Source organism: Dictyobacter alpinus (assembly GCF_003967575.1).
GTDB classification, from domain to species: Bacteria; Chloroflexota; Ktedonobacteria; order Ktedonobacterales; family Ktedonobacteraceae; genus Dictyobacter; species Dictyobacter alpinus.
In genome coordinates, this window is the sequence record NZ_BIFT01000002.1 from 1130636 (window position 1) to 1157587 (window position 26952).

Here is a 26952-nt window from a genome sequence, read left to right on the forward strand (position 1 = left end):
CTTTTAGAAAAGCTTTATCGACAATGTTGTTATCTATACCATAGTTCAACACTCTTGCTTTCCCGTCATTGTTACAATCAAACCAGATGATAAACTTAGACCACTACAAATCCCATCAGCGGCAGCCTGACTTCCACTGTTGTCCCTTTATGAGGTGCAGAGCTTAGAGAAAGATGTCCACCAGCATCTTCAACGCGTTCAAGCATACCGCGCAAACCATAATGACCATCGGGACTCTGCCATGAGAGCGTGCCATCATCCAGATAGTGATAATATGCTTCTGGTAAGCCAATCCCATCATCCTGAATGGTCAGAAGCAACTGATTCTCACACTGGCTGATACTCAAGTTGATGTGTGTCGCCTGCGCATGTTTCTCGATATTAGCGAATGCTTCCTGACAGATCTTCCACAATGTCTCTTCAAGTACTTCCGGCAGACGAGTCATATCTGTTTGCAGGGTATAGGTGAAGCGCAGGCCACAGCGCTGCGTCAACTCCCGCACGGAGCGCTCAAGGGCCTGTTGAATACGTTCATGTTCCAATGCTGGTGAGCGCAGATCAGCAATACTGGCTCTTAAGCCCGCCATACTCTCACGGGCAATCCCTTTGGTCGACTCTAGCTCCTGATCGCAGCGTTCAGGATCACGTTGACGCAAACGTTGGGCCGCCTCTAGCTTGACCGCAATCAATACCAGCGCATGGCCAAGCGTATCATGCATTTCACGAGCCAGCCGCGTACGTTCACGCAATACCGCCAGTTCCTGCTCCTGCTCCACAGACTGCTCCAGACGACGATGGGCCTCCTCCAATTGGACATTCGCCTCACTAAGCTCGCGAAAAAGTCTGGTACGCTCATAGCGTTCTGCCAGCAAGCCCTGGAAAAGCATATTCAAGCCGGTCAGCCCAAAAATAGTCATACTCTGGCTGACAATACTGAAGAGAAACACAGAACTTAACGGCCAGACCCACAAGCCTTGAAAAGAAAACATCGTAAAAGCGACCACACTAACCATCAGCAGCAGGCGGCGCGAACTAAATAAAGCAAAGCTCAGACTAAAAACCAGATAGAAAGCCCAGAGATAATTAGTATTAATCAAGGAGAGCAGAGCAACCATCAGATACATACTCCCCCACACTGATAAAGCATAAGGCAATGACGGAGGCCAATCCTGAGGATCCATAATTGTTGGGAAGGCATACAATAAAAAGGCAATAATGGAGAACACAATACAGGTCACCCCATGCCAATCATGCATATAGGTAGGTGTACTCGCAAGCACAGCAATGTTTAGAACCAGCAGATAAATGAAACTAAAAGTAGCAAAACCAATTCTTGTCCGTTTGAAAGTACGCTGAAAAGAGACCTCATTTTTCTCTATTTCGGACTGCATCACGATATCTTCCTCTCTCAAGCATAGCCTTGTTTTACCTGCGACAGAACACATTATATTTGCCAGGTACGAAATACATAGCAAGCATATCGCTACAACAACTTGCGCTCGCGAGCAAGATGGGCAGCCTGAGTACGATTTTCTAGCTGCAGTTTACTGAGAATATTTGAGACATGATTTTTGACCGTGCCCTCTGCCAACACCAATCGTTCCGCTATTTTACGGTTGCTGGCACCTTCTGCCAACAATTTGAGGATCTCTATTTCGCGTGGACTCAACTCTTCTTCCGGAGAAGTACGTAGTGTGGATGGCGCTTTGGGGCTTCGTCCCTGGCGACCAAATTCGATCAGCAGTTTATTCGCAATCTTCGGCTGGATAAATGGCTCACCCGCATGGACTTTATGAATCGTCGCCATCAACTCGGTCGCTGGCACATCCTTCAGCAGATAGCCCATCGCACCCGCTTTAATGGCATCAAACACATAATCTTCATAATCAAATGTCGTCAGGATAATAATGTGCGCCTCCGGGCTACTTTTAATCAACGCGGCCGTAGCCTGGACACCATTCATATGTGGCATCTCAATATCCATCAATATAATATCAGGCTCATGGTGCTCAGCATGCAACTCCTGATAACGTTTCACCGCCTCCTCCCCATCAGCCGCCTCTCCGATCACCTTCATACCAGGTTCCAACTCAAGAATCGTGCGCAACCCTTGACGCATCAAAGTCTGATCCTCGCAGATCAAAATGCTAATTTCAGCAGCCATAAACATTCATCTCTTTCCCGCATAATGCATAGTACACCCCAGCTATTATCAATGAAGAAAATACCTCTGTCAAACCATCGTAAGTCTGGTCTAACAGAGGTATGGATAGTCAAGATTACGCAACTACTGTCTTGGGTTGAAAGCGGAAGAAGCGTAAAGCGATAATAAAGCAGATGGCACCATAGATCAACAGCCCCACAATATCAGGCAACACCTCCGAAAAGCTTTTACCAAACATCATGGTTCCATTCAAACCCTCCATAGCCCAGGCAGTGATACCAATCTTCGCGAACTGCTGCATCCAGGTTGGCTCAGTAAACAATGGCCACCAGGCACCACCAATGGCTGAAGTGACCAGCGTTACCAGGGTAACGACAGGACTAATCTGACGCCGTGTTTTGATCAATGACACGAGCAGAATACCCAGGCCAGTAGCAGCAAAACTGGTCGCAATCAGGATCATAATCACACTCGGCCAGGAACCAATATGCATTTTGAAGACGAAGTAGCCAACGGCAAACAGTACCAACAGTTGAGCCAGCGTCAACAGGAACTGTGCCAGCATCTTACCACCCAGCAACGCATATTTCTGGATCGGCGCAATCAACAAACGGCGAAACGTTCCGTCCTCCTGCTCCTGAAGGATCGTGGCAGCCACCGCATTCAAACCAAACAGCGAAAAGAAGACCGCATAGCCGGGCACCACCTGATCAAAAGGTCCAACTTTCTCAGCCTGGCTTACTGTCAGGGGTACCAGAGCTTGATCACTGGTCTGGCTGGCCCTTATGACGGCTGTACTGATGGCGGCATCGTTAATAGTCTGTGGCACACAGGTGTTCCCCGGCTGATTACAGACCGCATGTACCTGACTGGCAGAAACCTTACCGATGCGTTGCGCCTGGATAACATTGTTGACAATACCCCGCACCACCGTCACCGGTGCATTCGTCGTATTAGGCAACGTATAAAACTGGATCAAATCTTTCGTTGTCTTCCCTGACTGTACATCACCCATTACAGCCTGGCTGGCACCTGCGGGAATAACGATACCCACATCCGCTGAGTTATTGTTCGCCTTAACCTTTTCAGTCACCTGGGCGGTATCAGCATACTCATTGACTGTAATCACAAGGTCTTTGGTATTGATTTTGAGCGCATCCCGAATAGCATTCCCGATACCACCATCATCATGATTACTCAAAGCCACTGTAACCTTGAGTTGTGAGGGTCCACCAGTTCCCAGAATGTTGCCGAAGGCGAAACCGACAACCGCAATCAGGACCAGTGGGACAACCAGCATCAACATCAATGCGCTTCGATCTTTAGCCACCTGCAGGAGGTCCTTCGTAGCAATATACCAGAGTGTTTTCATATTTCCTCGCTTTTAATCGCGTAACGTTTTACCAGTTAATTGGATAAACAATTCTTGTAAGCCATGGGGGCGCTGAACTTCTTGCTGCTGATCGCGTAAGGCGAGCAGTTGTTCCAGAGTACCTAAGGCAATGATCTGGCCTTCATCCATGATCGCGATACGATCGCAGAGTCGTTCGGCTTCTTCCATATAGTGTGTGGTGTAGAGAAGCGTCGTCCCTTGATCGCGTATCTGCTCAATGGTGGTAAAAATGTTCTCACGAGACTGTGGATCGACGCCCACGGTTGGCTCATCCATCATCAAGAACTCAGGCTCATTCATCAGGCCAACCGCCATATTAATTCGGCGCTGCATCCCACCAGAGAATGTCTTGACGGCATCTTTGCGCCGATCATAGAGTCCCACAAAATGTAACAGTTCTTCTGAACGCTGCTGACATTCCTTTTTAGACATACCATAGATTTTCCCAAAGAACTCCAGATTTTCCAGCGAGTTCAGATCCTTATAGAGTGCAATCTCCTGCGGCACCACGCCGATAATGCCTTTGACCTTACGCAGATGCGCAGACAAGGTCAGTCCACTAATCGTTACATCACCAGAGGTAGGTTTCAGGTAACCGCACAACATATTGATCGTCGTACTCTTACCCGCGCCATTTGGACCCAGTAAGCCAAAGATCTCACCTTTCCCAATCGTGAAAGAGACATCCCTTACCGCCTCATGTTTACCAAAGTTCTTAACCAGATGCTGCACCTCAACTTCAACCATGCGCGCATCATTCGGCATATGTATTGGTCCTGTTTTCGTTGAGTTCATGGTATGTGAAAAAGAATTTTTAAATGCTTCTTGCATAGGAATACTCACCTCGTAGACGAAACTATTTGCTGTATGTAAGCTTGAGATAAGTATAATGCGCAGAGGGATGGAAGGAGAAGTACGGAAAGGCATATCTATTGACTATGTCAAAAGTCATGGTCATGCCTGACAAGCATGACGTAGTAATGCAAACAACAACACATAAAAAAAACGGTCCTGATAAAATGCTCCGTTGCACTCTATCAGGACCGCCAGCACTAGATTAAGAAGGGGAGGTCAGGGTCATATTGAGATTAATTGATGTTTAATGCAACATCATCAACATAGAAACTGGAAGTAAGTGAAGAGTCAGTAGTACCAGCGAAGTACACCTGAACCTGCTTACCTTTATAGCTTGAAAGGGCCGATGTTACATCAAAACTATACTGTGTCCAACCTTTAGCGTTGGCGTTACACTGTGTCTGTGGTGTTGAGATGGTCGAGCCGGTACTGGTACGGAGGCGTGCATAGAAGTAGTCGTAGCAGGTGCTCCCTGTCTCCGTGGTGCTGATATAGACCCAATAGCTCAACGTTACCTTTGTCGCGCTCGATGGAATGGTCGCTGTCTGATAGATGGTGTCGGTACAAGAGTTGTATCCACAGAGGTAAGCACTATGGGTACCACTATGTGGCTTGCTAGTATCCACAATCTCATAACCGCCGGTGGAACTCTCGGTCCAGGAACTGGAGCCGCTCTCGAAGCCACCATTGGTCAGGATGTTTCCACCCGGATTTGGTGTCGGGGTCGGGGTCGGATTTGGCGTTGGGGTCACTGTTGGATTTGGCGTTGGGGTTGGCGTTGGTGTACCGCTACTACCACCAGCCAGGTCGCGTGCAATATTCCAGGCGTCTGGCGTACCTACACCCGTCGCATTATCGTAGTTTGCAGTTGCCGAGTAGTACAGGTTGTTACCAGTAGTAACATCATGATAGGGAGTATAGGTTTGTGCAGTGTTGTAAAGGGAATACAGTTTCGCACTGGCACTGCCTAGACCAGCTTTGCCCTGAGAAAATAGGTACTGGTTCACATCTCCAGCAATACCAGCCCACAGAGGTGCAGCCGCACTCGTACCACCTACAGAGATCCAACCAGAGCTAGAACAATTAGCCGCGGTTACTGTACAGTAAACCGAGTAGCCACTACTGGGATCAGCATCGGCTGAGACATCGGGTACTTCACGTTTGGCGTTGGTCAAATTTGGACCAGTCTGATAGCTGGGACGATTGAAGTAGCTGCTGATGCCACCACCGCCACCAGAGGAGCCGCTGCCCCAGGCTGATTCGCTACTATAGGTACCACCGCTACCAACGGTCAATTTTGTGCCACCGACACCCACAACATAAGGATCATCGGCAGGCGAGTCAACGCCAAGTGTCGTACCACCACAGTCATAGGCACCGGAGTCGCCAGAGGCAGCGAAGAAGGCCTGACCCTGGGCTGCGCCCTGAGCAAAGATAGTATCTAACGCGGCCAGCTCTGAATTGCCAGAATTGGCTTCGCACTCACCCCAGCTGATACTGGTCACTTTAGCAGTATTATCAGTAACAATTTTGTTATAGGTGTCGTTAACACCAGTGGTGCTATTGGGTCCAATATAAATCTTCTGGGTGGCTCCAGGTGAAATGGCGGAGACAACCTCCATATCCAATTCAACTTCAATCGCACCCGCGCCGGCTGTATTGGTCGCGCCATCAACCAGCACATTCGAATATTTTCCAGATCCCAGGCCATAGTTGCTCAGATAGGTATTTACGTCCGAGGCCTTATAACCATCAAGCTCAAAGATTGCGGTCGTCTGACCACTACCATTGGCTCCACTGCTAATCAAAGAATTCACATCATAAGCGGTACGCAGTTCGGATGGCGTGAAACCACCACCAGGACCGGTATGAGGCTGATTCGTCACCTGTGTGGCAGCATGTTTATAATGAGCCACATTGTCCAGGCCGGCAATATTTAAAATGGCGCTGCCCAGACTATCAGGTACAGTTGGATCACTGGCAGGTGCATAAACCGTGCGACCATCGATCGCATAGTCATTCAAGGTCACGCTAAACGCCTTCTCGACATTGGCAACCGATCCAGAAGCATTCACCAACGTACGATTAGATGATACAGAAGATACATGCAGCCCCTGACTACGTAGATAAGAGACGACATCATCCACGGACTGCTGAGTCGGTCCAAACGTATCCAGGAATTCCTGCGGCGTTAAATAATGATGATATGACTGCGAAAGCGGATTATTCTGGTCCGCGATCAAGGTAGTCAAGGCATCACGGTTACGCAGGTTCAAGCTCAAAGACAATTGCAACTGATTGCTTTTGTTGGTTCCATTCTTTGGCTTAAACTTTTTCAGCACGGGAGCCAGATGCCCAGGCAGCGTATGATGACCTCCATTAGAGACCGTCTGGCGCGCAAAAGTTGGGATGTTTGGCTGAAGCATCAGCAGCGAAAGGAGTGCGAGAAGTGTGGCACACGACGTAATAGTCAGACGCGATAGCCACTTGTGGGTCAAAGTCCTTTTCACGAACCCTCCAATATGGTAAAAACCACTGGCAAGTGACAAGAAAGTAGACATCCATGAAATAATTACTCTATTGCACGATTGCAAATAAAGAAGAGAGAAGCCACAATGCTCATCATTTCAATCTTGTCACGCACTACTATGCTAATAGTATAATTATTTGCCTGCCCCGCGCCTTACCTGAAAATGCGTGTCTATCATGTCTTATAACAGTACTATCCATACTCTTTTCGAACTAATTAATACGAGGATTTACAAATATACAAAAAAAATTACAGAAGACTCTAGTAAGACAAATAGGAAGTATAAAAAGACATGTTTTCAGTATAAGAATAAAAATGTATTCTATTCACACCATTAATTATGTGATCTATTATAAAAAGAAGAGTTACCCATGATTGCGAACACCTCACGTCTACGGCACTCGCTTACGTATTTATGAGGAGGAAGATTGACAAGTAAAGCAGATCATTTGATTTATAGCAAATGATCTGCTTTACTTGTCAACCCTAAAATCAGCATAATCAATGTTCTATGCGATTTTCCTGAATGGCAACTCTTTTGAGGAAAAAATTAGAGAAGTGTCTGCGCTTGAATTTACGCGAGGAGATTATTGATAAAATGTGGAAATGGGCGTGAGCAATCCTTTTTCCTTGATAACTTCTAGCGAAAGGGATTTATTGCCGACGGTATCGAACAGGACTACAATCTTATCATCTTCATAGCGCAACACCATGCCTTTTCCCCATAATGCATGGAGTACATGGCTGGTAATTGGAAAAGGCATACTGTCTGGTTGTATGGGTTGCTCCCGATGACTGACACAGACATCGCAGAAACCGCATGAACCTTCAAATGGCTCCCCAAAGTAGTTGAGCAGGTAGGCACGACGACAGCTACCGCACTCGGCATACCCCCGGATCATTTCAATACGTGAGCGCTCAAATTGGCGCCGTGCCTGTTGCTTACTCATGGTTTCGATGATGCTTGATTTCAGATCTTCTTGATCCTTTGTCAGCAGAATAGAGCCATCCTCCAAAAGTGTAATGGCACCAATCTCTTCCAGACGCGTAATCATGTGGGTAAATTTTGTTTGCGAGAGGTTCAGTTCGGCCCTTAACGCAGCTTGATCTACTGGCCCTGCATGTGCCTGGAGGGCATCAACAACTAATGCAATCTGGTCCGTATTAATGTAGCCACCGCTGGCTAGATACTGACGCACACCGAAATCCCTGGACATGTAGAATAAGATGGCCCTGGCTGACTCACCATCGCATCCGGCGCGGCAAAACTCTTGATAATAAGAATCCACGGAGTCGCTGATAGTATAGTGGAAGACAAAGCGCACATTGGACTTGTCGATGCCCATATCAAAGGCAGTGGTGGCAACGATAATATCAATCTCGTCAGCCATGAAGGCCCGTTGTCGATACTTGCGGTCGTAGGCCTTGAGTCCAGCGTGGTAAAACTGCGCCTTAAGATCGTTGGCTTGCAACATTTTTGTCAGGGACTCGGCTTGTTTTCGGGTGGCCGTATAAATGATTCCTGGCATCTGGGCTTCCTGCACGTGCTTGAGTAATGCCTGCATTTTCTCTGCCTCATCCTGGAAGCACTCTACGCCGAGCCAGATGTTGGGACGATTAAAACCTTTGACAACAATTCGAGGCTGCTGGAGACCGAGACGATCAATAATTTCGTTACGAACCGGCAGTGAGGCTGTGGCCGTTAAAGCAAGCACTCTGGGATGACCCAGGGATGCGATAATGGCACCCAGCACCAGATAGGCTGGCCGAAAATCATGGCTCCATTCGCTGATACAATGGGCTTCATCAACAACAAAGAGTGAGGGCTTCATGTTTAGCAGGCGCTCAAGAATATTAGGATCATTGAATTGTTCAGGAGCGAGAAACAAAAATTCAAGCTGACCACCTTCAAATTGCTCAAAAGCAAGAGAGGTTTCTGCCGGATTTTGCGAGGGATCAATCACAGCCGCGGATCCGATGTGCTGGTCCTGAATCGAGTGGAGTTGATCGTATCGTAAGGACATAAGGGGAGAGATAACAATCGTTGGACCTGGTATCAAAGCACCGGCCGCCTGATAAATCAAGGATTTGCCCGAACCGATTGGCATAATAGCTAATGTATCGTGGCCTTCCTGCAAAGAACGCAACGCATCTTCTTGTCCTGGGCGTAGTTTTTCATAGCCAAGTATATTATGAATAAAACCATCAATATAGTTCTGTTTTGTTTCTGGCTTCTTCACTGGAAATCCCTTTGTTGTACCTCTATCAGCTGGAACTTAAACAACTCATAAACGCTAGCAAAAAACAGGATCACCTGACACACAAAAATACATAGATTATGTTTACCCTCAGATACGTATTACAATGCATAGTGGTGACAAAACCCGCTAAAAATAGGTAGCATTTTATCATCAGCACCAACAAAATCCAGCCTGCTTTTTCCGTCCCTTTGTCCTTGCGTAGCCATTAAACTCTATGGTAGACTTCACTTTACGAGATGCATTTAAGTAATGGACTGTATTTTTGATATGTATTTCTAACTTTACTATTTGTATATATTTAGCGCAAGAGAAGGATTTCAAGATGCAGGATGGGAAGAGCAATACAAACTATCTCATTAACACCTTTACGCAAGGTTTACGCGATCTGCCAATGGATGTGGTGACCCGTGTAAAAAATTTCCTGCTTGAATATCTGGGTCACCCACAACAACCGGTCCCATTTGGAGGGCGGACAAAAGACGTTGCCAGTCTGGATCGGTGGCTTGAAGATCCACGGGCCGAACCATATCTGCTTCTTGCCGCTCCTGCGGGCCGCGGGAAATCAGCGTTACTTTTACGCTGGTGCCAGCAACTCTTTGCTCGCCAGCAACTGGCCATCGCATATTTTCCAGTCAGCATCCGCTTTCGCACGAATCTCGCAGGCGTCACCTTTCCTGCTCTGGTCGCATTACTGGCATCACTGCATGGAGAACACATTCCGGCTGATCCTAATATCTCGGAGGAAGTCTGGCGCTCATTGTTGGCCGCTTATCTAATGCGCCCACTGCCAGCAGGCCGGCGCCTCCTGCTGGTGCTGGATGGCGTGGATGAGGCGGCCGATTGGAGTGCTGGCGCTCAGCTTTTCCCATCCAATCCACCACCGGGCCTACGCATCGTTGTATCTGCCCGCTCACTTGCCAATGATCAAGATACCCGCGCCTGGTTAGCACGCCTGGGATGGGGCGAGCAAGGATTAGCCCGCACACTCGAGCTCATGCCACTGGATCGTCCTGGTATCGCCAATGTTCTCGCGCAAATGGGTTTTCCATTGGATCTTTTAAGTGAGCGTATCGATATGATCTCTGAGCTCTATCGTTTAAGCGAGGGTGACCCATTATTAGTACGCCTCTATGTCGATGATTTATGGAAACGTGGTGAGCAGACATCGCAGTTTACGACTACCGATCTACATTCCATTCAGCCTGGCCTGAGCGGCTATTTTGAGCTCTGGTGGAAAGATCAACGCCAACTCTGGCAAGATGAGGCCCCGCAACGTGAAGCAACCATGCAGACAATGCTTAATCTTCTGGCCAGTGCGCTAGGCCCATTAAGCAAACGCGACCTTGTCAGTCTGACAGCACAGCAGGAAAATTTTCGTGAGGCAGAAATTGAGCCACATCTGGCCCCGCTGGCACGCTTTGTCACCGGCGATGGCGTCCATCAAGGTTATGTCTTTAGCCATCCTCGACTTGGTAGCTATTTTTATGAGGAACGCCTGAACACAGCAGAACGACAGGCCATTGAACAGCGCTTCCTGAACTGGGGCGAGCAAACGCTCGCGGCACTCAATACAGAAACATTGGCACCACAGGCTGCCTCACCATACATCATCCAGTATTATGGAGCCCACCTGGACCGAGCGCAAGCCAGTACAGAGACACTTCTCTCACTGGTCAGCAATGGCTGGCGACGAGCCTGGGAAACGCTGGATCGGGCACAATCTGGTTTCTTGAGCGATGTTGAACGGGCCCGACAAGCGGCTGAGCTGGAAGATAAAGAGGCGGCATCCAGTTCTGAGCCCCTTCCCTATCTTGGAGACGAAATACGCGGCCTGCTCTGCCAGGTCAGCGTCAATAGCATGACCAACAGCATCTCTCCCAGGCTGATGCTAGAGGCAGTTAAAACAGGCGTATGGACACCGGCACAGGGACTGGCCTGTATCCGCCTGCTACATGATCTTGCAGCCAGGGCACTGGAACTGGTGGGTCTGGCCTCGTATGTGCAGGAACCACTACGGACAGATATTCTCCATGAAGCGTTAGATACTGCCATGGAGATCAAAGATGATTATCTGCGTTTCGATGCGCTCCTTGCGCTGGCTTATGGGCTTCCAGAAGATCTGCTGTTACAAATTCTGGATGTGATTCAAGGCTTTGAAGACGAGGCTGACCGCGCTGGCATGCTGGCTGAAATAGCTCCTTTCTGCGCAGCATATCCACGCCTGCTGGTACACCTTCTAGAGATGGCCGAGGCAATCGAGGAACAAGAATATCGCGGCCTGGCCTATGAAGGACTGGCGGCCTATCTGCCAGCCAGTCTACAGGCACGGCTGTTAGCAGATATACAAGCATTACAAGAGGAACGCTATAGAATTCAGGCCCTACTCGCGTTCATTCCACATCTACCAGAAGAGGCACTACAAACCATCTCACAACATGCCAGTTCCATCGAAGATGGTCTGTCGCAGATGCGCTTACTAACAGAACTGGTTATCTACCTGCCTGACAGATTAAAAACAGAGTATTTGCAGGAGACACTTTCCCTGGAAAAAAATATCGAGGATCTTGATTATCGCATCGAGATGCTGCTAAAACTGGCACCATTTCTATCCACGGATAAATTGCAGTATGCCCTGGATGAGATCAACTATCACTGGGATGAAAGGGTACGGGCCAATGCCCTGGCTGCGTTAATGCCACATATGCCGGATGACCTGCTCTCTCCTTTCTTACAAGCCGTCCTGAAGCTTAAAAGTGAAGAGGCACGTACAAATGTGCTGCTGCCATTATTGCCACGGCTCTCTACAGAAGCGCTCGCAGCGGTATTGGATGCGGCTACTATCACCTGGGATGAAGGCTACCGGGCCACGCTGTTAGCGCAATTTGGTCCCATCATCCCGGAATCATTACTACCTCAATTGCTGGAAGTTATCTGGACCATCAAGGATCCTGGCTACCGTGTATGGTTACTGGCAGAGTTGGAGGAACCACTCCAGGATAAGCTTGTGACCTCTCAGTTTAATATGTCCGCTTCGTTCCAGGTGATGCCCAACCTTGAAAAACGCCTGCAAACGCTATTGGCGATCGCTCCACGTTTATCTGATACCGCCCTGGCGCGTTTGTTTGAGTTTATGCTCGCAGAAATCTTTAATATCGCCTGGCAAAGCCGTAGTGAAGAAGAGCAGACCCATATTCTCACAAAATTAGGTGGTCGCCTGCCTTTAGAGCGTATTGCCACAGCCCTAGAAACGGTACAGGCCTTCTTTAATGAGGCCAATCAGGCACAAGTATTGCTGGCCCTGGCACCACAGTTACATGATGAGCTCTTATCCTCAGCCCTGGCCATCATCCGTAATATGCAAGAACCAGAAAAACGCGCACAGGTACTGGAAGCGCTGGTCGCCACACTGCCAGAAGCACAGCAAGCCACAAGAATACAGGAAATATTACAGGTACTCCAACTCATCAAGGATGCGGCGCCACGCATTCAGTTCATTCAAGCCTGTACACCTTTCTTGCATGAAAAGCTGTCACCTGAATTAGCACACATCATGCTAGATGCCAGCCTAACAATGCATGAGGAGAAAAACCAGGCACTTATCCTGCGCACCTTTGTACCATACATATCCTCAACAAATGATCAAAAGGTACTGGACATCGTGGTAGGCATGCAGAACGAAGGCGCGCAAACCCTGATCTTAGAAAAAATGGCACCATATGTATCACAAGAACATTTTGTCGCTTTTCTCAACGCAACCCACAAATTACAAAATCCACGCTGGCGTACCCAGATCCTGGTCAATAGAAGCAAAGTATCATCACAAACAGAAATTGCACGCTTATTAGAAATAGCGTTAGCCACACAGGATATTGAATGGCGCATCAACCTGCTGGAGATGCTTATCCCCCGCATCCCTACAGCATCCCTTACCCGCGCCTGGGAAGCGGTCCTCGCCCTTTCCAATCAGGGGAGACAGACACAACTTTTCCGCCTGTTAATACCACGCATGCAGGATGATTTTTTCCCTTCACTCTGGTCCGCTATTTTAACGAACGCCGAAGAAAATCCGTCCACCTTGCTCTTACGAACCATAGCACCGCATCTATCCGCGACACTGTTTGTGCGTATCTGGGAGAGGGCGCAGATACTAGACAATTCTGAAATAAGGACGGAAATATTAACAATCCTCGCGCCTTATGTACCAGAAAGCTATTTTAAGCCAGTCTGGGACATGCTACCCGAACTTTTCCACGCCTATTCTTACTGGAGCATGTTAGCGCGCCTGGCGGATCGCGTTCCTGAAGCAGAACTCTATGCGTTTTTCACAGCCATCGAAACGATCCCACAAGAAAATATGCTGCTCAATATTTTAGAAAGACTACTTCCACATGCTCTTGATATACTGCTTCCATATCTCTCAGAGGATTTTTTCGCGTCAATCCAGCGTTATTTATATAAGCTATCTTCAAAAAGCCTGCAAACACGTTTACTGCTAACATTGATACCTCACCTTTCCCAAAGCATGCTAGATAATGTCTGGACTGAACTACGTCAGATCAAGAGCACGGTTGAATGGATGCAGGTAATCAAGGCGTTCTTACCTTACGCAACAGAGGAACAGCTCAAAGAGATACAATATGATGCAATGCGCTTAGACTCTGCCGAACAACAACTTGAGATCATTGAAGTGCTGGTCAGCTATCTTACTGTAGAGGAATGTATGGCAATGTTGCAGATTGTTGTCAATTCCCAATCGATCCAACAATATGTTGAGGGATTTATCGGGGATCGATGGGAAAAACAGTTACGGCTCCGTTCCATCACAGTACTGACAACCCACCTTTCAGATGAGCAGCGAGGCGTGGTAACAGCTGAGATTCTAGATCTGTTAGATCGCCTGAGCAATGAAGATGAGCAGGGATGGAACCTGACATATCTGGCGCCAAACCTACCAGAGGATCTTTATGACCAGATGTTACAGGCAATCTGGTCGTTACACAGTACGCAGCAACAAGATCAAGTCCTTGCGGCACTCCAGGCGGATCTCTCTCCGGCTGGCTGGTTACGTCTACTCGAGTTAGTTGTCCGACATATGCACGAAACAGATGATCCCCATGTTGTTATACAATTACTTAAACAAGCTCCTGCATGGGTCGAGCAATCGAACGCCAGCATCCTTTATCCTATTCTGGGCGAGATACTCCATCTACTGGCACGCACGGCTCGTCGGGAAGCACTCATTGAACTAACGACACTCATCCCCGCCATCCATCACCTGGGGGGAGATAAGACGGTACTCAATGTTGCAGGTTCAGTATTAGAGGTTGGTCTCTGGTGGCCATAATATGATAAAAAAGTATCTCCTTTAGCAGGCTAAACCGTGCCATAATAAGATATAACGTATGTAGAGGGCGATAAGAGTCGCCCTTTTCATGTTACCTTAAAAGGATTATTGCTTCTATGCTTATCAATAAATCGGATACGAAAGGTCGTATATTAACGATTGAACATCCTACCGAAAGTGTCCCGGCTGTCATGGTTTTCTCTGGTAATGCAGGACAACTCCTGCGGGGAGATATTCCAACTATTAATATCCTTAAAGCAATGAGACAACGGGCCCATCGCAATGGTGTCGCATTTACCATGCATCTTCAAGAGGCTGGCGCGATTGGTAAATCCAGTGTTGGCATGACCAGACTGCTTGAGGATGTCTTTGGTGATGAGATTACCATTTTCCGCTATGGTCATGAAGAGACCAATGGTCAGATACGCGCCGGGCTGGATCAATATCTGGTCTCCTCCAAACATCTATCGGTACGAGCACGCAGTACGGTTCATCTTCCAATGGTTGAGCGCAAGATGATGCGGCGCAATCAACGTGTCGCAGTTAATACCAGCTTTGATTTTATCTTACCGAATCATGAGCAAGGCTACCTGGAAACGACTGGCTTTCACTATGATCTGGGCTTAACCTCAACCAGCACTCGTATCAGCCGTCTACAAGCCAGAGAAACAAAGCGCGGCGTAGATAAATTGATTCAACAAGATATAGGTCTGCCCGCTGATCTGCCTGCTGATGCGACCATTCAACGCCCGATGACTGGCTTAAAAGGTTTAATTACCTTTAGCGGCGATGGTAATACGCGCGGTCTGGTCGGGACTCGCTGGCAGATTGATCGCGTTGAGGCACTCAAAAGAGGATTGGGAGATCAGGTACAGGAAGCGACTGCCGAGATCAATGTCACGGCCAATCTACCACATAGTATTCAGCAAGAATTTCTAGAAAAAGAAACATCCATGATGAAACTGGCGGGCCATGTGGTAAACTCTGCCATCGATGCCATTGATGTCACCACCGGCAGCAAATGGGGCGAACGAAAACTGGATCATCAATTTTTTCGGGACTTCACGATGATGCCTGATGGCCAACTTGCACCATTAAATAAATTCGATATCATTGAGAACAATGTTTTCTATAATTTTGCCAATGCCGACCACTACTTCATCAGTACCTTGTTTGGTTATCACATGGACGATAAACCAGAGTAGGTGAAACCTTTTTTTGTTTCGCTCGTGCCTTACATAAGATCTTAATACTGATCCTGTAAAATGTAGAAAGGAAATGAAAAATGGATCTTAACGGCAAAGTAGCACTGGTAACAGGTGCAGGCTCGGGGATAGGTAAAGCAACAGCAGTCTTGTTGGCTCAACAAGGGGCCAATGTTACGCTGATCAGTCATACAGCGGAAGAAATTGAAGCCACGGCCGCCGAGATACGCCAATATGGCAAAGAAGGGCTGCCAATCACAGCTGATATTGCTCAGGAAGATCAGCTACAAAAAGCCATCCAACAGACGATCGATCGCTGGGGGCGGCTGGATATTGTGTTCGCCAATGCCGGTATCAACGGCGTCTGGGCACCAATCGAAGAACTCACTGAGGCCGATTGGTCAAAAACCATCAATACTAATCTCACCGGCACATTCCTGACGATCAAACATAGCGTCCCACATTTAAAGAAGCAGGGTGGCGCTATCGTAATCACCGCATCCGTAAATGGAACGCGTGTATTCAGCAATACTGGCGCCACCGCCTATTCAGTCACCAAAGCCGGTCAGGTCGCCATGACAAAGATGCTAGCAGTAGAACTGGCACCACACAATATTCGCGTCAACGTCATATGTCCTGGCGCCACTGATACAGAAATCAACGACAATACACAGCAGCGAGATTTGGACCGTATCAAGTTTCCCGTTGACTATCCAAAAGGCCGTATTCCACTGGGTGAAGGGAAAGCGGCAACATCGGAACAAGTCGGACAACTTGCGCTTTTCCTGTTTTCAGATGCTTCCAGCCATATTACTGGCACTGAAATCTGGATCGACGGAGCCTCCTCACTCATCACAGGCTAATCCCCAACCAGGCGATCCGGACATAGTATTTCCGGATCGCTCCGGCAACATCTCCCCACCATTACCTCTCTTATCCTCAAACCAGCATAAAAACTATTTCCTCGGCTTGCCCTTTTGTAATAAACTAAGAGAACTGGAATATAAAATAAGTTATGCAGCATAAGGAAACTAGTATGTCTCAGACCGAAGACAATGACGATATTGAGAAAATATATGATCAACTCATGGCGCTTAATCGTGAAACCTTTGCCAAAGGTCACTTCGAAGCTTCATACCATGCACTGGTCTCTGCATTTTATATCGCCAGTTCCTTGCAAGCAGACAAACTCCTCAGCTTGATCGCGCAACGTGCGCAGGAGCAACTCTGGTGGTTTGACCATTATGCAGAGGAACATCCTTTTTCGTCAGCTTCAGCCACCAAACATGAGCGCGAAAACCTGTATACAAACCTGGCAGAACAAGCCCAGACACAACGTAGGAAGGCCGAATGGGATCGCAAATATCGCAAACCTTCTGCCCCACTTGAAGAACAATAGTGAAACAGGCCAAATTAAGAGCATGGAGACAAAACAGGAGCCATCGAGACTCTACGCCCCATCTACATTGAGCTCTTCCTGACGTAGAGTACCGTACCTATCTGCAACGATCCTGGACACCTTAGAAGTAATTAGAGGATATGCCTCCGTCGATCGTCATCCAGGTGCCAGTTGTCCAGGAGGACTCGTCTGAGGCCAGGTATAAGGCAAAATAAATGATATCATTGATCAATCCAAAACGACCAAGTGGGATACGCTGAAGACGACGATTGCGCTCTTCCTCACTGGTCCAAAGATGATCAAGCAAACCAGTATTAATCGGTCCGGGACAGATGGCATTACAACGAATGCCCATGGGACCATACTGGACCGCCAGGGATTTTGTTAAGGCCAGTAATCCGCTCTTAGAGACGCCATAGGCCTCTTGAGGCACCGTAGAGCCGAGAAAAACAACCATTGAAGAGATGTTAATGATTGATCCACCTTTTTGCTGCTGCATATAAGGTAACGTATATTTACAACAGAGGAAAGTACTTTTCAGATTCACATCCATAATATGATCCCAGGTCTCTTCACTGGTCTCAATCACGCTGGTATCCGCGGCTGGCATAATACCCGCATTATTATAGAGGATATCGATCGCGCCAAAAGTACTGACGCCTGTCTCTACCAGATGCTGGACATCTGCCGCCCTGGCAACGTTGGCGGGTACAAAGAGTGCCTTACCACCTGCGGCTTGAATACTTTGAGCCGTCTCAACTCCTTCTTGTTCTGCAATATCTGTCAGAATAATGCTGGCCCCTTCACGGGCGAATAGTTCTGCCGCTGCTCGCCCCATGCCACGAGCAGATCCGGTAATTAAAGCTACTTTGTTCTCCAGGCGCATCACTTTGCTCCCTTCATAGAAAACAACAATAAAATGCATTCTACTTAATTTTACGCAATAACAAAATAGTCAAACATACGAACACATTATATACGTAAGTTCTTTTAAAAATCTTTCCATACAGCACATTTTCATTCCAACCTCCAGTACTGCAATCCTGGAATGTAAACTCATCAATATCTAAGGCCAAACTTAGCCTGATTAATATATGCTTAAAATTTTATTTCTCCCTGCTACTTACCAGAAATTCCATGGAAATGTTCCATATGAACATGATACGCTGAAAGCGAAGCCAATTGATTTAGTAGGGAGAAATAGGGAAAGTCATTATGTATACGCAACAACACGCAACTCACCACCAGAACACACACGTACAAGAGGCATTATTAGCACGACAAGCCATGAACGGCGATCAAAACGCCTTTGAGATATTAGTACAACACTATACTCCTTTGCTTTTTCGCTTTATCTCCAGGTTTATCAATAATCCAGATCTGGCTGGCGATATATTACAAGACGTATTTATACGCTTCTACACCACATTACCAACGATTAATCTGGACAAACCATTAAAACCCTGGCTATTCAAAGTTGCACATAATTGTTGTATAGATGAGCTACGCACGAAACGCGCTCGCACTACCTTCACATTTTCGCAGTGTACCCCGCTAGATGATGAGGAGAGCGAAGAAAGTATTTTTAGCATACCGGATACCGGTTTAAGTGCCGATCAGGTAGTTGAACAGAAGCAACTACAAGAAATCCTACAAAATGCAATCAACACCCTCTCACTCAAATCCCGGGCAGTGGTTATTTTGCGCTATACATCAAATTTACGTTTTGCTGAAATTGGGCACATTCTCAACATACCGGAACCAACGGTCAAGACCTATTTCAATCGTGCTAAGGCACGTTTGCGCGAAGAGCTTATGAAAGAGGGCATTATTAACAGCCACGCATATTAAGAACATTATCTACACATATTTCAGTACTAGCTCTTTTTCGTGTGTGAAATTGAGCGGTGGGTGCACCCACCGCTCAATTTCACACACGAAAAAGAAGTGAGTGCGACAGGCACGAAAGGTCATGAGCGATCAGGCAATCTATCTTTGTTTACAGGGCAATGGATGAGGCTCTTTTTGCTGTCTACAATCGTGTTATAAGGGTAGTACTAGTACAAGAGGAAGGATTTACCATGAGCGAGCCACAGAAAAAAGCGAAAACTCACCATATTTCGAAGCATGCGCAACAGGATCAACGTCGGCAGGAAATGGCCGATACAGATGATAAAGTGACCATGCCAGATACAGGTGATGAGGGTGACGCGGTCAGCCAGGATTCCCTGTATGATGCCAGTGGTGCCGCCACTGGTGGTGGTGTAGATCTCTCAACGCATCTGGACAAAAAGAGCCAGAAAGAGTTAAGCAAGCACATCCATCAAGGCACCAGTTCTTAGTAGGGTAAACTATCAAGGGCGGATTAAAGAGAGTACTCGATCCGCCCTTTTATTTTGTCCAATTTTCGATCTCGCGCTATCATGAAACGGGAGTACCTTTTTTATCCGACAGTTTCGTGTACAGATTGTGAGTACTTCTGATACTGCACAGACCAGTAAAGAGTGCATCAGAACACAATGGCTATAGCGAAATGTAAGGCAACTGTTTGTTTGTATTTCTTACAGTTGAGTGATACGAAAAGAGAGATTTTTTTATGGTTAAAGACATTACCCAGCCAGCGACACAAAGACAGATCGCGGTAGGGGATATTCGTAAAACCCATACCAATGAACTAGATGAAATCGCCCGCTATCGTCGCTTAACTAATTACCTGGTGGTGGCGCAAATCTATCTACGCGATAATGTGCTTCTGCAGGAGCCATTAAAACCTGAGCATATTAAAGATCGGCTGCTGGGACACTGGGGAACAAGTCCAGGCATCAATCTTGTTTATGCTCACCTCAATCGCTTGATCAAACAGAATAATCTGGACATGTTTCTGGTCACCGGACCCGGTCATGGCGCTCCCGCGAATTTAGCCAATCTTTATCTAGAAGGAACGCTGAACAAATACTATCCTGCTCTGACCTTCGATAAAAAAGGCTTACATACCTTTGTACGCAACTTCTCCTGGCCCGGCGGCTTCCCCAGCCATCTTTATCCTGGTGTGCCCGGTACTATCCATGAGGGTGGTGAACTGGGCTATGCCCTGGCTACAGCGTTTGGTGCCGCTATGGATAATCCTGATCTGGTTGTCGCCTGCATCGTTGGTGACGGAGAAGCAGAGACGGGTCCCACCGCTACAGCCTGGCACTCCTACAAATTCATCAATCCGGTTGAGTCAGGCGCAGTCCTGCCAATTCTTCATCTCAATGGCTACAAAATCTCCAATCCAACTATCTACGGTACGATGGAAGATGATGAATTGCTCTCGCTATTCACTGGCTACGGCTATAAAGTGCAGTTCGTCGAGGGTGGAGAAGATGCGGACCTGGATGCCCAGTTGTATGGTGCAATGGATTGGGGCTATCAGGAGATTAGAGCGATTCAGCAAGCGGCCCGTTCTGGTCAGCGCATAGAAAAGCCAAAGTGGCCCCTGATCATTTTGCGTACCCCTAAAGGAATGACCGCACCCGCTGAGATGGATGGAGAGCCGCTCGTTGGCTCATACCGCTCACACCAGGTACCCATTACAGATCCCCAGTCGAATCCTGAGCATTTAAAGTTACTTGAGCAATGGCTGCGCTCTTATCGCGTTGAAGAACTTATTGATGAGCAGGGCCGACCACGCCAGGAACTACTCAATCTGTGTCCCATCGGAGATCAGAGAATGGGTAGTAATCCACATACCTATGGCGGAAAAATCGCCAGGGATTTAGATTTGCCGCCAATTCAAGACTTTGCCGCGCAGGAAGATCGTGGGATGCCCACCCGCCGGGGAGGAAACAATGTCAGCGCGATGGAGCAAGTGGCTCTCTACTTACGCGAAGTTATTAAGCGCAATCCTCACCTCTTCCGCATCTTTAGTCCGGATGAACTGCAATCGAACAAGTTAGGTGCGGTACTGGATGTCAAACCTCGAGAATATGAATGGCCGGTACCACCCCATAATGAAAAAGTCGCTGCACAGGGTGGTCAGGTCATTGAAGTCTTGAGTGAACATGACTGTGAAGCCTGGCTACAAGGATATATTCTCACCGGCCGCCATGGACTCTTCCCATCCTATGAAGCCTTCTTAAATATCATCGTCTCGATGACGGATCAATTCGCCAAGTTCTTAAAACTTTCAAAAGAGTTTGCCTGGCGTCTACCGGTACCATCGTTAAACTACCTGGAGACATCCACCTTGTGGAGGCAGGAGCACAACGGCTTCTCACACCAGAATCCTGGCTTTATCAATTCCATCCTGAATAAAAAAGCCGCGGTCGCACGTGTCTATCTTCCACCGGACGCGAATTGTCTGGTTTCGACGATGGATCATTGTCTGCAAAGTGAAGATAAGGTTAATCTGGTTATTGCCAATAAGCAACGCATGCCACAATGGTTATCGATGGATGAGGCCATCGCCCATTGTCGCGCCGGCGCCTCAATCTGGCCCTGGGCAAGTACCGACAATGGTGTTGATCCAGATATTGTGCTGGTGGGCATTGGCGACAATACCACCCTGGAAGTGATGGCGGCCGCGCAAATCTTACGCGATGAGTTGCCAGAACTACGCATCCGCGTCGTGAATGTCACAGACCTGTTCATACTACAGGAAAACACCGAGCATCCACACGGTCTAGACCAGCAAATGTTCGAGGCCCTCTTCACACCTGACCGTCCGGTAATTATCAATTTTCATGGCTATCCATCAGCGGTTGAGCAACTGCTATTTGGACGCCCTAATCTTGGACGCATAAGCATCAATGGTTATCGAGAAGAAGGCACCACGACAACGCCATTCGATATGAATGTGCGTAATGGCACCAGCCGTTACCAGATTGTTATTCAGGCCATTCGCAAAGCGGCAGCCCATAATCCAAAGGTAGCAGCATTAGCCAATGCACGTGTGAGCGATTATGAGTATCGTCTGGAGGCACATCGCAAATATATTGAGGATCATGGCTCAGATCCACGCGAAATCGTAGAATGGCAGTGGCAGGCGTAAAACCCAACCATAAAGCTACAACCTCAAAGGGATATTGGTTATCCCTTTGAGGTTCTTTTGTAGTCTCGCAAGGAGATCAGCAAATTGTTTCAAGCAAGCATGCTAACCAGAATCGAAAGAACCTCAATCCTTAGCCAGTAGCATCTCGATTCCTTCGATTACACCTTCACCCCGACTGGCCTGAGTGATATAATCTGCCGCCTCTTTTACAACTGGTAAGGCGTTTGCAACCGCAATGCCACAGCCGCAAAGCGTCAGAAAAGCCAGATCATTCTCAGCGTCCCCAAACCCAACTATCTGAGGCAACAACATATTGAGCTCACCCACAACTTCCCGTAACGCCACTCCTTTATCCACAGCCTTCGGCAAAATCATTACCGCGCCTTTATTAAGAATTACCTGGCGCTCAAGCCCCAATGCTCGAATAACCTCCGCCGCCACCACTTCATATGGATGCGATGTTGAAACAATCACCCGTCCGTAATCAAAAGGCACGCCTCGCGTCCTGAGCGCATTGAGAAACTCGGTACTCGGTGGTTCTCCAAGCAACCGCTGCATGCCATCGGCTGGTCTATAAAGCAAAGCACCATTCTCCGCAACCACCCAGTCAAAAAGCTTCACCTGCGGAAAAACACCAGTAAGGTCCTCCAACAAGCGACCAGTAATCAAAATAAGCTTGCGGCCAGACGCTTTCACCCTTTCAAGTGCAGCAAGCGTTTGTGCGCCTACCTGCCCATCTTTAGCTAACGTTCCATCATAATCGGTAGCCAACCCGGAATATCGCATACTTGCTCCTTCTATAATGATAGCATTTACATTACAAATACATTATTGCAATACACATATATCTTCCCTTGAGATACTACACTTTTCCAGAGTGCTTCAATCAATAGTACTCTTTTGCCAGCATCTCTCTTTAAAAGACGAAAGTATATAGAAAGTCCTGTATAATTAAAGTATATGTTAGATGAAAGAAATAAGTAGCGGGAATTTTGGTATACGCATCTAAAGGGCCTAGAGAGCAACTTCAAAGCGAACAGCCATATGTTGTAGCATGAGATGTTTGCGTCGCGTATTCACATCCTTCCCATGCGGCTAAACTTTCTCTCTACTATGTATTTAGGCCTATGGAGACGTTTTCGGTTAGCGCTTCTACTCAGGTCGCTAAGGTACAGTCGATTTATAAAGAGTTATGAGGAAAATGCATGCGGGTAGCGTCCATTCAGGGAGATCAATTCATTGGCCAGATGTTTGGTCCCTATAAATTAGAACGTCTCGTCGGACAAGGACAGTGGAATGCTGTCTATCAAGCTCAGCAGCAAACGCAAAATCGTACCGTCCTTTTAACACTTTTTTTCCTTCCCGAAACATTCACGGTGAGCGCACGCAAACGCTTTATAGAACGACTCTATCGAGAAGGGGCGGTACTCATCAAGTTAAAACATCCCCATATTTTGCCAATACTCGATGTGGGTGACCACGCTGGCTATACCTATGCTATTACCCCCTTGATTGCAGGTAATTCGCTTACTCGCCTGTTAAATCACCAGGGCTCTTTCTCACCAGAACAGGTATTAGAGGTATTAAAACCTGTGGCAGCGGCCCTGGATTATGCCCACAAAATGGGCGTGTCTCATGGCGCCCTTAGTTCAGCGAATATTATTTTCGATGAAAACCAACAGATACGTCTGGTGCGCTTTGGTTTCAACCGGCTTGGTATGTTACAGGGTATCGAAACAGCTCCCTCGCCTTATCCCAATCTCTTAAGTGTCGCCAGCACACCACTGGCTGGACTAGAATATTTTGCGCCAGAGGTGATTACGGGGGCTCCAGCCGATGCACGCGCCGATATCTATGCGACTGGCTTGCTCCTCTATGAACTTTTAATAGGCAAACTTCCATTTAAAGCGGCCAATCCGCTGAATGCTATACCACAACAGATGCAGGCTGACATACCTATACCGTCCAGCCAACGACCCGATATATCGCCAAACATCGATCTTGTGATCCAGCAAGCCACAAAGCGTGATCCATCCCAACGTATCCAAACAGCGGATCAACTGGCCAGAGCATTCGAAAAGGCACTGTATGCCCCTATCACTCATTTCGCGCAACGACCAGATCAACAGACCAGCGTTATAAACAACGGTGGTATGCTTGACTGGCTCAACCAGGAACTAGCCACGCAGACAGATGCTTCGGCATCCTCTGCATTTGCCGAGGGCATCACTGCCAGTTCCTTACGTACATTACAGCGTCAGAAGACAGCTAAGCCTGCTAAGAGCCGTCGTCAGGCTTTAGCCACGCTAGCCATTGGTGGAGCGGCTACGGCGGCTGTACTTGGCCTTGGTGGCGTAGGAATGGCCTATGTATTTCGTCCTCAACTAGCACCATCGTCACCCCTGGCGACGGTGAAGAATCCTACCGCTCCCGCGACCAAAAATACTGCCCCACCAACAAAAGTAGCTCAAAAAGCCAAAGCGCCAAAACCTATGAATACCCAACCAGCAGTACAGCCAAAGGTAGCGCCAACCCAGCCACCAGTACCCACAACCCCTCCCGCACCAGCCCATACTGGTACAGTGATCGGTACCGCCAACATGAATCCCAATACGGCCAAAAAATTCACCAATCCGGCAAGTGGAGGGGCCAGCACACTGATTCATCTTGCAGGCGGCAACTTTGTAGCCTATGAAACGGCCTGTACGCACGAAGGAGTGAAAGTAAATTATGACCCAGGCTCACAAACATTGATATGTCCCGCACACGGAGCCGTATTTGATCCAGCCCAGGCAGGCACAGCCACCCATGGTCCTGCCACCAGACCCTTAACCGCTGTAACCATTCGCGTCAACGCAGACGGCACAATCACCACAGGTTAGGGCTGGTATAAACTGAGATGTTCAGGAGGGCCTGATCGGCCCTTCCACCAAAAATCACGATTTTTTTGTGAAATTTTATCCACTTTTATCACTTTCAGAAAATTGCTACAAAAAAGAGCCAATAAGATATTTTTGTGCTGAAAAAAGCCTCCTCACCTGATGAAGACACCCCCCCTCGATAATCCATGTATGAATGCAATATTCATACATAACAGTACATAAGCAATAATCTGTCTATATCCATGAATATTTTTATATTTTCATTCACCATTTTTAGTGCATGCTTGTTTTGGCGCTTTTTATAATGCATTCAGGTATCCAAATTCGCAAGGCGACCTTCCCCAAAGAGGGGTAATGGATCGGGTACAGGGCTTGTATGAATGATCATTCTTTATGAAAAGACATAACGCAATTCCTTACCACTTGAGGTACCACATACAATCGTTTTTTATAAAAAAGAAAGGTAACCCAGAATCATGAATAGCAACATTACAAGCACATGCAACGATGCTCAGTTCGTTGAACTCTCTGATGCAGCCCTCACAACAGTTACAGGTGCCTATGGTGAACATAACCACCACGGTGGCCACCACGGTCACCACGGTCACCACGGCGGCGGCCACTGCGGAGGTGATCCATGGAGCTTTGGCTATGGTTATGGTTATGGCTATGGCTGCGATGGCGATGGTGACTTTGGCTTCGGTTGTGATGGTGGCTACAACTATGGCTACTATGGCTGCGCAAGCTGCTAATTTAACGTTTTAGTTAAGAATCCTTTGCATTAGCTAAAAGCGCATTGAATGAACAATAGCAAGAGGGTGGCATGATTTTGCCATCCTCTTGCTATATTTATCTCGCCAGCTATCCCTCACGCTTCGCGCCTGCGGCTCTCGCTTGCATGAGTCACCCCGATTTTTAAGAACGGGTGTTCTCTTTTTCTCAATGTGCCTGAGAAGCGAGGTTGCAAGGGGCAGCCGGCCCCTTGCCGGGGTTCGAGGGGACACCCTCGCACCCCCGGCAGGGCGCTCCGCCCCTGCACCCCGGTTTTGGACTTTTATTCCAAAAATTTGGGATGACCCATTGAGTGAGTATTTGGAAAATTTGCACTTGGTGTTAGTTAAAGATTTATTCATTTTTCACCAATTTTCGAAATTGGTCAGATTCGCCAAGAATATTTCTATGCAAGCTCAAATAACACGACAAAAGGCAACGCTGACTACACACCAAACAAAATTATGAATTTTCTTCTCATTAAAAGGCGCAAAGAACAGCTATTTATCCCCACATTATGAATTTTCTTCCATTTTTCAACAAAGTTTTTACCGCTTGTTTGTTTTGAGCATTTTTATAATAGATTTAGGTATCGAAATGAAGTGAACTAACAAATGCGTAACGCAGAAAATGTAGTGCGTAAATATACGTGAGATTTTCTTTTTACACTTGAATATTCACGCATGCATATCTTTTTCTGTAATTGACAAAAGAACGCACGATACCAGAATTGCATGTTTATAGTTGTGTGAATACACAGAAAGGCGTCCAACTAATGAATATTGATATCACAAAAACCTCTCAGAATTCCATTGGCGCACTTGAATTAACTGATGCTGATCTCTCGACTGTGACCGGTGCTTGCGGTTCACATTCCCAGGGCCAGGAACACAATACCGGTTATCAGTTCGATAATTATCAGTCCTGGGGGCATCAACACCACCGCCACCATGGTCATCGCCACCATCATTTCGGTGGTGGTCATCATTCCGGTGGCGGCAATCAGTTTGGTGATGACAATCAATTAAGCTTTGTCTGGTTTGGTGGTCAGGGTAGCTGCAACGACTAATATCCAGGCATAGGCATCCACGAATCCGTCACAATCTGGTTATTACC

The 26952-nt window shown here is 47.4% G+C and carries 18 protein-coding genes; 10 read left to right on the plus strand and 8 right to left on the minus strand.

The features are described from left to right. Positions 1-95: 95 nt before the first annotated feature. The 6 genes from EL633_RS27075 to EL633_RS27100 form a co-directional block, all read right to left on the minus strand. Complete coding sequence (locus EL633_RS27075) at positions 96-1391, minus strand: sensor histidine kinase (protein ID WP_161982481.1); 1296 nt, start codon at positions 1389-1391, stop codon at positions 96-98. Positions 1392-1483: 92 nt separating this feature from the next. Further along, entirely contained in the window at positions 1484-2164 is a 681-nt protein-coding gene (locus EL633_RS27080) for a response regulator (RefSeq protein ID WP_126630391.1), read from the minus strand. 115 nt (positions 2165-2279) lie between these two features. Beyond that, positions 2280-3536: an ABC transporter permease gene (locus EL633_RS27085; RefSeq protein WP_126630392.1), complete on the minus strand. Its 1257-nt coding sequence runs from the start codon at positions 3534-3536 to the stop codon at positions 2280-2282. Between the two features lie 12 nt (positions 3537-3548). After that, entirely contained in the window at positions 3549-4322 is a 774-nt protein-coding gene (locus tag EL633_RS27090; RefSeq protein WP_246039265.1) for an ABC transporter ATP-binding protein, read from the minus strand. A 323-nt stretch (positions 4323-4645) separates the two neighbouring features. Then, positions 4646-6922 (minus strand): S53 family peptidase, encoded by a 2277-nt coding sequence (locus EL633_RS27095; protein WP_246039266.1) that lies wholly within the window; start codon positions 6920-6922, stop codon positions 4646-4648. 607 nt (positions 6923-7529) lie between these two features. Beyond that, positions 7530-9182, minus strand: a complete 1653-nt coding sequence (locus tag EL633_RS27100; protein WP_246039267.1) for a RecQ family ATP-dependent DNA helicase — start codon at positions 9180-9182, stop codon at positions 7530-7532. Between the two features lie 343 nt (positions 9183-9525). Between EL633_RS27100 and EL633_RS27105 the strand changes: the two genes are divergently transcribed. The 4 genes from EL633_RS27105 to EL633_RS27120 all read left to right on the plus strand — a co-directional run bounded on the left by EL633_RS27105 (position 9526) and on the right by EL633_RS27120 (position 17151). Continuing rightward, a complete protein-coding gene (locus EL633_RS27105; RefSeq protein ID WP_126630394.1) occupies positions 9526-14547 on the plus strand; it encodes an NACHT domain-containing protein in 5022 nt (1673 codons plus the stop codon). 116 nt (positions 14548-14663) lie between these two features. Next, positions 14664-15752, plus strand: coding sequence for a hypothetical protein (locus EL633_RS27110; RefSeq protein ID WP_126630395.1), 1089 nt, complete (start codon positions 14664-14666; stop codon positions 15750-15752). 80 nt (positions 15753-15832) lie between these two features. Further along, entirely contained in the window at positions 15833-16615 is a 783-nt protein-coding gene (locus EL633_RS27115; protein ID WP_126630396.1) for an SDR family oxidoreductase, read from the plus strand. 173 nt (positions 16616-16788) lie between these two features. Beyond that, complete coding sequence (locus EL633_RS27120) at positions 16789-17151, plus strand: hypothetical protein (protein WP_126630397.1); 363 nt, start codon at positions 16789-16791, stop codon at positions 17149-17151. 121 nt (positions 17152-17272) lie between these two features. Here EL633_RS27120 and EL633_RS27125 read toward each other — a convergent pair whose 3' ends face one another. Next, positions 17273-18037, minus strand: a complete 765-nt coding sequence (locus tag EL633_RS27125) for an SDR family NAD(P)-dependent oxidoreductase (RefSeq protein WP_126630398.1) — start codon at positions 18035-18037, stop codon at positions 17273-17275. A 329-nt stretch (positions 18038-18366) separates the two neighbouring features. Here EL633_RS27125 and EL633_RS27130 point away from each other — a divergent pair, with 329 nt between their 5' ends. From EL633_RS27130 to EL633_RS27140, 3 genes are all read left to right on the plus strand, one after another. After that, the gene (locus tag EL633_RS27130) at positions 18367-19002 is read left to right on the plus strand and encodes an RNA polymerase sigma factor (RefSeq protein ID WP_126630399.1); all 636 of its coding nucleotides are present in this window, start codon (positions 18367-18369) and stop codon (positions 19000-19002) included. Between the two features lie 230 nt (positions 19003-19232). Further along, positions 19233-19493 (plus strand): hypothetical protein, encoded by a 261-nt coding sequence (locus EL633_RS27135; RefSeq protein WP_126630400.1) that lies wholly within the window; start codon positions 19233-19235, stop codon positions 19491-19493. 254 nt (positions 19494-19747) lie between these two features. Next, positions 19748-22183 carry a phosphoketolase family protein gene (locus EL633_RS27140; RefSeq protein ID WP_126630401.1) on the plus strand — a complete coding sequence of 812 codons (2436 nt, stop codon included), beginning with the start codon at positions 19748-19750 and terminating at the stop codon, positions 22181-22183. Between the two features lie 123 nt (positions 22184-22306). Here the strand turns inward: EL633_RS27140 and EL633_RS27145 are convergent, their stop codons facing one another. Next, entirely contained in the window at positions 22307-22969 is a 663-nt protein-coding gene (locus EL633_RS27145; protein ID WP_126630402.1) for an HAD family hydrolase, read from the minus strand. A gap of 419 nt (positions 22970-23388) precedes the next feature. Here EL633_RS27145 and EL633_RS27150 point away from each other — a divergent pair, with 419 nt between their 5' ends. The 3 genes from EL633_RS27150 to EL633_RS27155 all read left to right on the plus strand — a co-directional run bounded on the left by EL633_RS27150 (position 23389) and on the right by EL633_RS27155 (position 26905). After that, positions 23389-25065 carry a protein kinase domain-containing protein gene (locus EL633_RS27150; RefSeq protein ID WP_126630403.1) on the plus strand — a complete coding sequence of 559 codons (1677 nt, stop codon included), beginning with the start codon at positions 23389-23391 and terminating at the stop codon, positions 25063-25065. Positions 25066-25541: 476 nt separating this feature from the next. Then, entirely contained in the window at positions 25542-25817 is a 276-nt protein-coding gene (locus EL633_RS36775) for a hypothetical protein (RefSeq protein ID WP_161982482.1), read from the plus strand. Between the two features lie 794 nt (positions 25818-26611). Then, positions 26612-26905 (plus strand): hypothetical protein, encoded by a 294-nt coding sequence (locus tag EL633_RS27155; RefSeq protein WP_126630404.1) that lies wholly within the window; start codon positions 26612-26614, stop codon positions 26903-26905. The last annotated feature ends 47 nt before the right edge of the window (positions 26906-26952 follow it).